Here is a 12828-nt window from a genome sequence, read left to right as displayed (position 1 = left end):
TCTTTCCGTCAGGTCTGGCTCAGTTGATAGGCATCGTGGGCAATAACCCACTCCTCGCGCGTGCCGATGACCAATGCCGGAACGGAATCGGCTGTGGTAATAATGCCTCGTTCATCACCATGGCGTTGATTCAACTCCGCATCACAAGAGAACCCAAACAGTGGCAGCTTGGCGAGTACCTGCCCGCGGATCGGGCTGGCGTTTTCGCCAATGCCACCGGTAAACACCAGGGCATCCAATCGCTCCAGCGAAGCCGCCAGGGCGCCGATTTGACGGGCCAGCCGAAAACAGAACACATCGATGGCACGCTGCGCATCAGCGTTACCCTGCTCGGCGGCTTCCGTCAGTGTGCGCATGTCATTAGAAAGCCCGGACAAACCGAGCAACCCGCTTTCGCGATTCAGCATGGCGGTGATCTCCGCCAGGGACATGTTCAGGCTTTCCGCCAAGTATTCGTGCAACCCTGGGTCGACATCTCCGCTGCGAGTGCCCATGACCAACCCCTCCAGGGGTGTCATGCCCATGGTGGTGTCCACCGAATGGCCATTGCGCACCGCTGTGGCACTGCAGCCATTACCAAGGTGGGCGGTGATGATTCCATGGTTGGCCGGGTCCAGAGACAGACGCTCGACGGCTTGCGCGGCAACGTACTTGTGGCTGGTGCCGTGAAAACCGTAGCGACGCACGCCGTGGTCACGGTATAGATGCATGGGAATGGCGTACAGATAAGCCCGCTCAGCCAAGGTTTGATGGAACGCCGTATCGAACACGGCCACCTGCGGAATCTGCGGATAGAGTTTCTGCATGACACGGATGCCAAGAACGTTGGCCGGGTTATGCAGAGGCGCCAGGCTGGCACAGTCATCAATGCCGGCGATAACCGCGTCGTCAATAAGCACCGAATCGGAGAACGCCTCACCCCCGTGAACCACACGGTGGCCCACAGCCAGGGGGCTACCCAAGTGTTTCAGCACCTGGTGCACTTCCAAAAGCGCGCCCTCATGACCTTGGTGAGGGATGGGCAGCGTCTGCTTGTCGCCGCCTCGCTCCCGCCAGCTCAGCTGCGCATCGCCGGATTCAAGACGCTCCGCCAGGCCCGCCATGGCCTCGCCGCCAGTGTTCATATCGAAGACCGAAAATTTGAGAGAGGAACTGCCTGAATTAATAACCAGAACCGGTGCAGAAATCATACGCCACAAAACCGTTGAGAAATTTGATGACAGTGTAAGACAGGGCGTTGGAATAGCAATACCCAAGAAGGCGGATGACAACAGGATGTAACGCTGATTTCCGTCGCGACGACCGTTTACTTGCTCTTAGTCCAAACGTATTCCATTTGCCTGGCCGTTTTGTCCGCCAAATCAGTGCTGTGCAGTTTGGCCACTAAGTGTAAGCACATATCGATACCGGAAGAGATTCCGCCCGAGCTAACCACTTTCCCTTCGTCCACCCAGCGAACGCCTTCAACCACATCCAGGTGACTGAACATCGAACGCAGATCATCAATATCTTCCCAATGGGTAGTTACCTTACCCGTAAGTTGCGGGCACGCCTTCGCCAACAAAAAGATACCGGTACACACGGTCGCAACAACGGTAGCCTTCGCCGCTTGACTGGCGATCCATTCCATAACGTTGGGCTTGGCCAACTCGCCTGTGTGCACGCCTCCGACGATGATCAACACGTCGAACGACGGATGATTTTTGAACGTACAGTGGGGCGCAACCTTAAAGCCTGCTCTTGCTACCACCGGCCCTTCATTCTCTGCAACAAGAAAGGCATTAAAGGGCGCTTCACCATCAGCTACTCGCGATGCGGTGCTGAACACCTCGAACGGACCGGCGAAATCGAGCACCTCAGCTTGGTCGTAGATATAAATTCCGACATTCATGCCGTTCTCCGGAAACCAGTTGACGAATTATATGCGCCCTGCTTTTAACGATTGGCGTATTGAATACTTTGCCACCACCTTATGAAAGGGCTTTATGATCGCCATGTATATTTTTCCCGATCTAGTCTTTAAGTTGACAAGCGTCGAGATGGCGAAGTCCTGCTCAGAAAGTTTGAGAACGGAAATCCACATATCCATGTTTTTCTCATACGCTCCACAGACCACCTCTGAATCAGAGGCCGCCTCGATAGTTAGAAAGCCCGCACGCTTACCTGGCTGAACTTCTTCCATGGACAGTGCACTCATTGTTGTATTGGTGGCAGCGAATCCTACTAACTTCGCCACCGAATTTCGGACTCTGAGTGCCACCTGAACCGGCATAGAAAGATAGCCAAATATTCCGTGATAAACCTGTCGCGCTCCCAGTCCCTTCTTGCCAACGGTAACGCTATAAGAATCACGATAGAACGAGCCACGCTCCCTACCATTGATCTCTGTTCCGCCGGGAAATCCTATTTCCGTAATCAATGGAATAACCTCTATTCAAATAGTTTGACTTGATAGCTTGATGGCTACATCCTCCACCCATCGTGGCCTTAGCCACCTTATACTCCATAGGTTCTTTTTGCGCTTTGTATTTGGCTTTCTTCGGTAGTGCCGTCGACCAAGAAATAGGCAGGCGCAATTATGGGCTGGCATGACTTAACATCCACGACAATGATGCCCTTGACCGGGAAAATCGTACCGACTATAGGTTCTATTAAGGCAAACAATTCGTCGTACTGTTTCTCGTCCTTGGAAATGTACTCAGCGTTACCCTTGAGCTTGAAGCCCGTTTGCTTAAATACATGGACAAAACTTACGCACACACGCGGATTCAATTGAATGTTCTCTACGCTTCCTGGAGAAGCGATATCCGCGATGATCAGCTCATTGTCACCTCGATAGGTAAAGACTTCTTTTGGCGAGCAATTCGGCTCCCCATCGGGGCTTGACGTCGCGAGCCAACACAGAATGCTCTCGCTGATCGAGTTCTTGATTTTTTCAGTCAACATTGCGTTTTACTTTTTATTGGGGTGAGGCACGGTTCACTGGTGACTTCAGATGGCGATATTTTGTTGCTTTAGCTCCAAGAAGTAATTTTTTAGGTCTTCAAATACTTGGTTATTTCCGGAGAAAAAGCCGGTCTTTGCTTTCTTGCCGTTTAGCTCAAGCGCTCCTGCGTGGACGAGTATTAGTTTTCGTCCCTTGAGTCGAACGCTCAGCCTCTGCGGCTGGCCCAATCCCCCGGTGACATTCACGGCCTCTACGTCTCTGTATGTATAGAAGCGGCCTTTATAATGAAAGCCACCCTCCTCCACCTTCAATAGTGGTCGAGAGAACAGTCCAAGGTGCCGAACACTGTAGTTCTTTTCCATACATAGCCCGTTGTATAAAACACGCCCCTAAAAGCGAGTCATCGCCGTTACCCGCCGCGAATCAGCGAGACACCCCAAGTCACCATTAGCCAGGCGAGGATCAGCAGTGGCAGGAAGCGACCCACCAGATAGATGCGCCATTCCCACCAGGGGTTGCCGGTACCCAGCACCGAGCGAATCCGCTGCGCCGGGATAAACCAGCAAAACAGTGCCGCGCCGACTACCCCAGAGAAAATAATCACATTGCCGCCGGCCACGCGATCGATAACGTCCAGCACTGGATCACCGCCGATGCTCCAGTTCAGCGGGGTAAAGCTCAGTGCCGAGGCGGTGCCCAACACCAGCATTAGCCCGGTCACTGACAGCACGGCGGCAGTATTGCTGACCTTTAGCTCTTCAGCCACAGCGGCGATCAAGACCTTTAATCCGGCCAAGCAGGAACTGAAGGCCGCGGCGAAAAAGAGGCCAAAGAATATCACCGCCAGATAGGCGCCGCCAGTAAGCTCCTGGAACACGCGCGGCAAGGTAACAAAAGCCAGTTGGCTGCCCTCAGCCGGCTCCATGCCATAACTGAACACAAACGGGAAAATCATCCAGCCAGCGAGCAGGGCGATACAGGTTTCTGTACCAGCTACGATCATGCAGGCTCGGGGCACGTGAGTCTTCCGCGGAATAAAACTGCCGTAGGTGACCAGATACCCCTGCCCGATGGCCAGGGTGTAAAACGCTTGCCCAAAGGCGAAGGCCCAGAGGCGGGTGTCGCTCAGGCGTGACCAATCCACGTCGAAGAAAAACGCCTTGGTGTCACTCCAGCCTGGGGTCTGGCTGGCGGTGATTACCAGACCGATGATGACCAACACCAACACGGGCATCAGAATTTTGGAAACTGTCTCTATGGCACTGATGCCCTTAATCAACACCAAGCAGGCGAGCACCGTGACGACAAGAAAATACCAAAGGGAGTTGTAGCCGGCGGAGTAGTCGTCAAAGTGACGCAGATCCCCCCGCACGGCATCCACCGCATAGCCCAGCGTCCAACCGGTGATCACCAAATAGTAACTGGTAATGGCTGTGGTTATGGCAACAACAAACCAGCCATATACGGTGCCAAATTTGTTGACCTGCCGGTAGGTTTGTACTGTGTTGCCTTGGGAGAGGCGCCCGGCTGAGACTTCCAGCACCATGATGGGAAACACCACCACCAGCAGCGCCAGCAGATAAGCCACCACAAAAGCGCCGCCGCCGTTTTCCCCCACCATGTAAGGGAAGCGCCAGAGATTGCCGAGCCCCACGGCTGCCGCGGCCATTGAGAATACAAACGCTGGCTCGGAACTCCATTGCTTACGCGATTGGGCGACAAACGGTTCGGAAGATTGGGACACACACCACCTCGGTCTCGTCTCAAATGAGCACCGAGCTTACCCGACAAGCCGAAGAGGGGGCAACGGCTGACCGAATAACTTAATCTGTACATGCTGCCGAATGAAGGCAAGAAAACGGCAATGGCCGACCTACCGTTAGCGCGTCCTTCTATCCAACACTGGCAGGAGCGGAGGCGGCTTTTTCGCCGTTGTTATTGTCGACACCCTGCGCCTCCAAATCTGTGAAGAATTCAGGGTGCTGCTCTATCAGGCTCTTCAAACTCGCGAAGCAATTTGGGTCTATAGCCGTGCCGACCGCCTTTTGCATGATACTCAAGGTTTCCTGAACCGGGACAGCGGCGCGATAGGGCCGCGATGCGGTGATCGCATCAAAGATATCGGCGGTGGTGATGATTCGGGTTTCCAGCGTAATCTCCTCTGCGCTTAGTTGCAGCGGATAGCCTTTGCCATCCAGGCGTTCGTGGTGGGCACTGGAAACATCCGCCAGTTCGCCGAAGGCGCGCACGCGGCTGAGAATTTTACCGGTGTACACCGAATGCATTTTCACGGCTTCGTATTCGGCTTCGGTAAGCTTGCCAGGCTTATCGAGAATGCGATTACTGACACCCAGCTTGCCGACATCATGCAGCAGGGCGCCCCGTTTTAGCCAGCGGCGGCGGGCGTCGCCGATGCCCAGATCCTCGGCGAGCAAGACAGTGTAAAGACCAACTCGGGCGCTATGCCCGGCTGTATAGGGGCTCTTAGCGTCAATGACCATGCCGAACGCCTCGGCAATATCGTCAAAGAAGTCGTCATCCAGCACAGTTTCGACGCAACCCGGCTCCAACTCGAGCACGCGCTCACTAATGTGCGGATCTGCAAGGGTTTCCCAGAAGGCCGAGTCGCTAGCGACCACTTGGAACGCGCGCACCAGCTCCGGATCAAACCAAGAGCCCGAGCGCTTCGCCACCTCTGACAATGCCTCTTTAGAGCCCGCCGCATGCTGGATGACATCAATGACCTGGGACAGCAATGCGATGCGGGCGTATAGGGGAATCGTGTCGCCCCTCAGGCCCTCTGGACGACCCTCTCCACTCCAATGCTCGTCAAGCGAGTGAATTCCAGCGGCAACGCTCTCCCCGAAACGGAGTTGCCGGGCTATCTCCGCCCCCCGCGTACAGCGGGTCTCAATCATTTCCTGCGCAATAGCATCGCCGTTCTTGACGATGTCTGTAATCGCTTTGAACCGCGTCGCCAAGCCCGACTCTGTACCTGTGTGGCGCAGCAAAAAACGCAGGACTTGCGGCAAACTGCCGTCCACCCATTTGAAATCCCGCTTAAAGCTCAGGTCGTCAGTGAGATAAAGCTCGCAAATACGGGAGGCGTTGCTGCTGCAGCCCAGGTCTTTCAGCAGCAATACGTAGTACAGCTCCCACAACGCCTCATCGGGCAGAGCCAACTGCTGGCCGATATTCATCCCAATCCAGCAACAACGGATGCAATGCCCCTCCGGCTGACCTTCGGTGATATCCAGCGCATAGCTGAGAGAGCTAATGAGTTCGGAAAGTTTAATGGCAGTCATCGCGGCCTACAGGTAGATGTTAGTGGTCTCTTAAGCCTAGTCGACTTCGGCGGCCTCTGCATTAAACCTGTCGCCGTGACTGTTACTCAAAACCATTCACGGCAGCCTTCGTAGCGGGACATTACCGCGATTTATCTGTTGAACCGCCGTGTACGGCAGAACAACAGTGTCCAATGCTGCACTGGCGAATGTATCCAATAGATACAGATTCATCACAAAATCAATGTAACCATCACTGCCGCTAGAGTGAAGAATGCAGAAATTGTACGAGACACCGCCATACATTCTCGGTAGCGAGTTACAAAGCGTTCTCTTGCTATTTAAGTCAGACGCTATTTCCCTATCGGAGCTACTTAGCGCGGTAAAGGTGCCGCAGCCAGACAGCAAAAGGGTCATAGTCAGTAGCATTGCCACTTTCACTTTCATTGTTGAGTTCCTTGCGTTAGCGACAGTAATCGCTAAGGTCTTTCTCTGCCTGAAGCATTTAAGGTGGTAGCGCTCAGAGCTACTCGGGCTTAAGAATTTTAACCACTTGTTCCTCTTCAGCTCGCTCTTCTTGAGTGCGGTTTACCCGCGTATCCGGTTCGCGTAGCTGAGGCTGAATGTGCAGTTCCTGCTTAAAGCCACACTCGATGCATTCACGGTAGTCTTTGCCGTCGCGGTGATAGACCTGAATCCGGTCCATCGCGGCACAGCGAGGGCATACGGCCCCGGCGACGAACCGGGGGATTGTGCTGTAAGCCATTAGGCTACCTCAGAAGTTTCGATGCCGGCGTGGCGCAGCAGGGGTTTTATACTGGGCTCGCGGCCGCGGAATTTTATGAACAGCTCCATGGGCGGCCGGCTACCGCCTTGCTGAAGGATCTCTCGCTGGAAACTTTCGCCGGTTTCTCGATTGAAAATGCCCTCTTCTTCAAACCGTGAAAATGCATCCGCAGAAAGTACTTCGGCCCACTTGTAGCTGTAGTAACCAGCCGCGTAACCGCCAGCAAAGATGTGGGTAAAGCTATTCTGAAAACGATTGAATGCCGGTGGCGTGACGACCGAAACCTGACGGCGAATTTCATCGAGCAAATCCTGTGGGTCACGGGGCTGATCCGGGTTGTATTCCGCGTGCAGGCGGAAGTCGAACAGAGAGAATTCCAACTGACGAACCATTTGCATGCCGGATTGAAAATTCCTCGCCGCGAGCAGTTTACTCAACAATGACTGAGGTAAAGGTTCGCCGCTTTGGAAGTGGCCAGAGATCAACGGCACCACTTCTGGCTCCCAACACCAATTTTCCAAAAACTGGCTCGGCAGCTCCACGGCATCCCAGGCAACACCATTAATGCCGCTCACGCTGGCCACGTCAATTTGTGTGAGCATGTGGTGCAGGCCGTGACCGAACTCATGAAATAGTGTGGTCACTTCATCGTGGGTTAACAATGACGGTGTATCTTCCAGCGGAGGTGTAAAGTTGCAGGTCAAAAACGCCACCGGCCGCTGCACGCCTTCGTCAGTTTTGCGGCGTACCCGGCAGTCCGCCATCCAAGCACCACCACGTTTGTTTTCACGGGCAAAGATATCAAAATAGAAACTCGCAATATGTTCGCCATCTTTAAAGATGTGATAAAACCGCACGTCCGGATGCCAAGTATCGAAGGAGGCGACCGGCAGTATCTCGATGTCGTACAGTCGTTTGACCACTTCAAACAAACCGCTAATGACTCGCTCGGCGGGAAAAAAAGGCCGAAGCTCTTCCTGTGATAGGGCGTAGTCTTGCTGGCGGAGCTTCTCGCTGTAGTAAGGCACATCCCATGCTTGCAAGTCCTCGCACCCCTGTTCGGTGGCGAAGCGGCGCAGTTGTTCTATGTCTCGCTCGGCGAGCGGCTTCGATTTGTCCGCCAACTCATTCAGAAAGTCCAACACCTGCTCCGACGTGTCCGCCATCTTGGTTGCCAGCGAACGCTCCGCGTAGTTTTTGAATCCCAAGAGCTGTGCCAATTCGTGCCGCAATGCCAGGGTTTCATTGATTAAGCCGGTGTTGTCCCACTCGGCGGCGCTGCTACCGTCGGCTTTTTTGGCTTCGGCAGAGGCTCGGGTTACGAACGCCGTGTAGGTTTCCTGCCGCAATTCCCGGTCATTAGCGTACGTCATTACCGCTAAGAAGGAGGGAATATCCAAGGTCACGGCGTAACCCTTCAGATTTTTGAGTTTGGCCGCTTCGGCTGCTTGCTCCAGGGCGGAACCGGGCAAGCCGTCCAATGCATCCGTATCGGTAAAATGCTTGTGCCAGGCTTGCGTGGCATCGAGTACATTGTTGGAGAATTGGGTGGATAATTCGGAGAGTCGTTTTTTGATGGCACCGTAACGCTCTTTGTCTTTTCCTTCCAGGGTCACGCCGCTCAAACGAAAATCCCGTAACGCGTTGTCCACCGCCTGGCGCTGGGCCTGATTGAGTGTTGAGTATTCGTCGCTATTAGCCAAGTCCTGATACGCCTGGTATAAGCGTTTGTCCTGCCCGACTTCGGTGCTGTACTCGGTGATCAGTGCAACACTGGTGTTGTAAGCTTCTCGTAAGGCCTCATTGTTGCAGACCGCGTTCAAGTGGCTTACGGGTGACCACACCTGCTCAAGCCGATCGTCCATAGCCTCTAGAGGGGCTACCAACGTTTCCCATGCGGGTCGCTTTAGGTTGTCCAGCAGGGTTTTCCGAAACGCCCGGTTATCGGCGATCAGCTGTCGGACGGCCGCTTCAACATGTTCGGGTTTAATGGCCGAAAACGGTGGTAGTTCGTGACTTTCCAGCAAAGGGTTGGGCATTAGGCACTCCAATAAACCATTCATTCGCGCAACCCACTTGGTGAGGTGCGCGGTCGATACTGTATGATACACGCCTGACTGACGAGGGGCATTTTATGCAGAAAGAAACTTCCCTTCCCGCCGGTATCCGCGCTTATCAAGGCCAGATACCCAAGCTGGGAGAACGCGTTTACGTGGACGCGACCGCTGTAGTCATCGGCGATGTGGAGATCGGTGATGACTCTTCCATTTGGCCTCTGGCCGTGGTGCGCGGAGATATGCACTCCATTCGCATAGGCGCTCGCACTAGTATACAAGATGGCTCAGTGCTGCACATAACGCACGCCAGTGACTTTAACCCACACGGTCACCCGCTCGCCGTTGGCGACGACGTTACGGTCGGGCATTCGGTAAATTTACACGGCTGTACTTTGGGCAACCGCATTCTAGTTGGCATTGGCTCAACCCTGCTTGATGGCGTGGTGGTCGAGGATGATGTCGTGATTGGCGCTGGTTCGTTAGTGCCGCCCGGCAAGCGCTTGGAAAGCGGGTTTCTTTATATGGGGTCGCCCTGCAAACAAGTTCGACCATTAAAAGAAAGCGAATGGAAATTTTTTACCTACTCAGCCAACAATTACGTAAAGCTGAAGAATGCATATCTCGAAGAGATACGGTAGGCTTAGAGGTTCCCCTGAATTTTTGGGTGAATGACAAAGCGTCATGCGAAAACGGCAGACAAAGTAACGTATGCAAGGAGTTTAACGATACGACGAGGTGGGAACCCGCCGATGCGCTGCGGCCAAGGAACAAGACCGAAGTTACCTTCAAAAATTTTTCGCCAATCCAGCAAGCGACGTACTGCACATGTACGGCGCCTTGGAAGTATTGGCCTTTATACCCTATTGTCTACTATTTCCACGTTAAGTCACGCTGCTCCGCTTACCAGCGAAGCCGGTGGCCTACCGTTGCTTTTGGCGCTGAGTGTCTCAGCACTTATTCTGATGCTTCTGGTGCGCAACCAACTGTTGTTTGATCGGCTTCAAAAGCAACTGCAAGAATCTCGCGAACAAAAACACATGCTGGAGCTGCTCACGGAAAACATGACAGATGTGGTTTGGCGTGTGGATAAGGATCACCGCATCACTTACATATGCGCTTCTGTGAAACGGATGCTCGGCTATGATCCCGAGGAACTTCAAGGCAAACACCTTTCCTGTTTATTGCATCCAGATTCCGCTGAATTCGCGCACAGTCTCCTTCAGCAAATGGAGACGGAGGCAAAACGGGGCGAGTACCAAGGATGGGCGGACACAACGGTAGAACTTCAACAGCGCCACAAGAGCGGCGAAACTCTGTGGGCAGAGGCGGTGGTAAGGGTCTTTTTTAACTCCGAAGGGGAGTTCGATGGCGCCCAAGGCACGACACGTGACATTGGCGATCGGAAACAAGCCGAAGATGCGATTCGGCATTTGGCCTTCAATGATCCTTTAACCCATCTACCCAACCGCCGGTTGTTAGGCGACCGTCTCAACCAGGCGCTGATTAATTGCGCGCGCCATAAAGAGACGTGCGCCATATTTTTTCTCGACCTGGATAATTTCAAAACTATTAACGACAACCATGGCCACGAGGAAGGCGATGTGCTATTGAAGGAAGTGGCGCACCGGTTACGGCACCATTTGCGCGAGAGCGATACCATAGCTCGCTTTGGCGGTGATGAATTTGTCATTATTTCTCAGTTTTTGGGCGAGGAATTTGGTCACGCACAAGCCAGTGCTGAACGCATCGGGCAGAAGATCGTCGAGCTATTCCATGAGCCTTTTCAGGTGGGCGGCAAACCCTATCAAATTCATACCAGCGTGGGTGTAGCCCTGTGCGATGGCCAACACGGCAACAGTAGCGAGTTACTGCACCAAGCCGATATGGCCATGTACAAGGCCAAGGTGGAAGGGCACAATAATATTGTTATTGCGCCACCCCACTGATTTTTTGCCACACTGAGGGCCCATTCCGTGCTGGAAATTTACACTCCTGAAAATACCATCGAAGCCTACCTTTTACACGGCGCCCTGCAAGCCGAGGGGATAGCCTGCGAAATTCACGGCGAGCATTTGCAAGGTGGCGCTGGCCTACTACCCGTGAATAACAATGTCACCTTGCGGGTACGCGAAGAAGATGCTGAAGCGGCCCGAGCCTTGATCGCCCGGTACGAGCGGGGCGAACTATCTGCCGAGTGACTTTTGAATCCTGGCGCTGAAACAGCTATGGTTCGGGTACTTTCGAGCTACAGGATCCAGTCATGGAAGCGTTTTTTGTCGCCTTCGCCAATTTTATGTGGGGCATGCCGCTGGTTATTCTACTGGTGGGCGGGGGCGCGTTTTTCGCTGTCTATTCACGCGGATTGCCCTACCGCTATTTTCGTCACGCACTGCAGATACTCTCCGGCCGCTATGACCGGGTGGATGACCCAGGCGAGATTCCCCATCGGCAAACATTAAGCACAGCCCTATCTGGCACGTTGGGGCTGGGCAATATCGCTGGTGTTGCGCTGGCACTGACCATGGGCGGCCCGGGCGCCATCTTCTGGATGTGGGTTACAGCCCTGGTGGGCGTAGCCACCAAGTTTTATACCGCCTCACTGGCCGTGATGTACCGCGGCAACGACTCACTGGGCCAGCTGCAAGGCGGCCCCATGTATGTCGTGCGCGAAGGCTTGGGCAGACGTTGGCTGCCCCTGGCGTTTTTGTTCGCGGTGGCGGGGCTATTCGGCACTCTGCCGGTGTTCCAGGTCAACCAGCTGGTACAGATTCTGCGCGATGTCATCGCCATCCCGGCTGGGGTTGCTACCGAAGACTCTCACTTTGCCTTCGACTTGATCGTCGGTTTGATCATTGCCGGTTTGGTAATGGCCGTGATTTTAGGGCGGGTTCAGCGGGTAGGCTGGGTAACGTCCCGGCTGGTACCCAGTATGGTGCTCTTTTATTTAGCCATGACGCTTGTCGTACTGGTGCGCCATGTGACGGAAATTCCCGCCGCCTTCGCCCTGATCATTGGCGATGCCTTCACGGGCCAGGCGGCTGCGGGCGGGGCCATTGGTACGGTGATTTTAATGGGCGTACGCCGGGGTGCGTTTTCCAACGAGGCGGGCATCGGCACCGAGTCTTTGGCCCATGGCGCGGCACGAACCCGTGAGCCCATTCGCGAGGGATTGGTGGGTATGTTGGGGCCGGTGGTGGATACGCTGATAGTGTGCACCTGTACCGCTCTGGTGATACTGGTTACCGGTACCTGGCATGCCGAGGGAGGACTCGGCGGGGTCACCCTCACCGCCCTGGCCTTCGAATCCGCCTTTCCCGGCTTCGGAGCTTACCTGCTGACGTTTGTGGTGCTGCTGCTGGCCCTGAGCACGGTGCTCAGCTTTTGGTACTACGGCAGCAAGTGCCTGGGGTTTTTGGTGGGCGCCGAGCATCAACACTATTATGTGTGGATTTATACGGCGTTGGTGGTGGTTGGTGCGGTGGTCAGCCTACAAACAGTGGTTGGCTTGATCGACGGCATGTACGCGGTGATGGCGATTCCCACTATGGTTTCCGGCATCTTATTGGCGCCCAAGGTCAATCGCGCTGCCCGGGACTATTTTGATCGACTCAAAGCCGAGCAGTTACAGCGTTAAGCCAAATTGGAGCTACATTTTTCCTACAGATCCTGGCGGATTTTTAGGCAACAATGGTACCGATTTAGGGTCTACAGCTCGTATCGAAGACAAGGTTCTTCGCATCCCTTATTTGGAGA

14 protein-coding genes are annotated in these 12828 nt (G+C 54.3%); 4 read left to right on the top strand and 10 right to left on the bottom strand.

Translation table 11 applies throughout. The features are described from left to right. Positions 1 to 8: 8 nt before the first annotated feature. The 10 genes from RBH33_RS16945 to prlC all read right to left on the bottom strand — a co-directional run bounded on the left by RBH33_RS16945 (position 9) and on the right by prlC (position 9057). Positions 9 to 1190, bottom strand: coding sequence for an acetate/propionate family kinase (locus tag RBH33_RS16945; RefSeq protein ID WP_306733407.1), 1182 nt, complete (start codon positions 1188 to 1190; stop codon positions 9 to 11). A 116-nt stretch (positions 1191 to 1306) separates the two neighbouring features. Continuing rightward, positions 1307 to 1891, bottom strand: a complete 585-nt coding sequence (locus RBH33_RS16940) for a DJ-1/PfpI family protein (protein ID WP_306733406.1) — start codon at positions 1889 to 1891, stop codon at positions 1307 to 1309. A gap of 27 nt (positions 1892 to 1918) precedes the next feature. Then, on the bottom strand, positions 1919 to 2419 hold the full coding sequence (locus RBH33_RS16935) for a DUF2867 domain-containing protein (protein WP_306733405.1): 501 nt from the start codon (positions 2417 to 2419) through the stop codon (positions 1919 to 1921). Positions 2420 to 2496: 77 nt separating this feature from the next. Next, entirely contained in the window at positions 2497 to 2946 is a 450-nt protein-coding gene (locus RBH33_RS16930; protein ID WP_306733404.1) for a pyridoxamine 5'-phosphate oxidase family protein, read from the bottom strand. 45 nt (positions 2947 to 2991) lie between these two features. Then, complete coding sequence (locus RBH33_RS16925) at positions 2992 to 3309, bottom strand: hypothetical protein (RefSeq protein WP_306733403.1); 318 nt, start codon at positions 3307 to 3309, stop codon at positions 2992 to 2994. A gap of 47 nt (positions 3310 to 3356) precedes the next feature. Next, complete coding sequence (locus RBH33_RS16920) at positions 3357 to 4691, bottom strand: sodium-dependent transporter (protein ID WP_306733402.1); 1335 nt, start codon at positions 4689 to 4691, stop codon at positions 3357 to 3359. 148 nt (positions 4692 to 4839) lie between these two features. Then, on the bottom strand, positions 4840 to 6252 hold the full coding sequence (locus RBH33_RS16915; RefSeq protein ID WP_306733401.1) for an HD-GYP domain-containing protein: 1413 nt from the start codon (positions 6250 to 6252) through the stop codon (positions 4840 to 4842). 96 nt (positions 6253 to 6348) lie between these two features. Then, complete coding sequence (locus RBH33_RS17785; RefSeq protein WP_373568285.1) at positions 6349 to 6537, bottom strand: YceK/YidQ family lipoprotein; 189 nt, start codon at positions 6535 to 6537, stop codon at positions 6349 to 6351. A 220-nt stretch (positions 6538 to 6757) separates the two neighbouring features. Then, positions 6758 to 6997, bottom strand: coding sequence for a YheV family putative zinc ribbon protein (locus RBH33_RS16910; protein ID WP_306733400.1), 240 nt, complete (start codon positions 6995 to 6997; stop codon positions 6758 to 6760). Continuing rightward, entirely contained in the window at positions 6997 to 9057 is a 2061-nt protein-coding gene (gene prlC, locus RBH33_RS16905) for an oligopeptidase A (protein WP_306733399.1), read from the bottom strand. The genes RBH33_RS16910 and prlC overlap by 1 nt, the downstream gene beginning before the upstream one ends. A gap of 95 nt (positions 9058 to 9152) precedes the next feature. Here prlC and RBH33_RS16900 point away from each other — a divergent pair, with 95 nt between their 5' ends. From RBH33_RS16900 to RBH33_RS16885, 4 genes are all read left to right on the top strand, one after another. Beyond that, entirely contained in the window at positions 9153 to 9713 is a 561-nt protein-coding gene (locus RBH33_RS16900) for a gamma carbonic anhydrase family protein (RefSeq protein ID WP_306733398.1), read from the top strand. Between the two features lie 225 nt (positions 9714 to 9938). Further along, on the top strand, positions 9939 to 11021 hold the full coding sequence (locus RBH33_RS16895) for a sensor domain-containing diguanylate cyclase (protein WP_306733397.1): 1083 nt from the start codon (positions 9939 to 9941) through the stop codon (positions 11019 to 11021). 27 nt (positions 11022 to 11048) lie between these two features. Next, positions 11049 to 11273 (top strand): putative signal transducing protein, encoded by a 225-nt coding sequence (locus tag RBH33_RS16890; protein ID WP_306733396.1) that lies wholly within the window; start codon positions 11049 to 11051, stop codon positions 11271 to 11273. A gap of 62 nt (positions 11274 to 11335) precedes the next feature. Continuing rightward, a complete protein-coding gene (locus RBH33_RS16885; RefSeq protein ID WP_306733395.1) occupies positions 11336 to 12709 on the top strand; it encodes an alanine/glycine:cation symporter family protein in 1374 nt (457 codons plus the stop codon). The last annotated feature ends 119 nt before the right edge of the window (positions 12710 to 12828 follow it).

The sequence above is a fragment of the Marinimicrobium hydrolyticum genome (assembly GCF_030848505.1).
In the GTDB taxonomy this organism is placed as follows: Bacteria; Pseudomonadota; Gammaproteobacteria; order Pseudomonadales; family Cellvibrionaceae; genus JAVDDU01.
The sequence above is the reverse complement of the archived record's forward strand: the minus strand, read 5'-3'. Positions and strand labels throughout refer to the sequence as shown.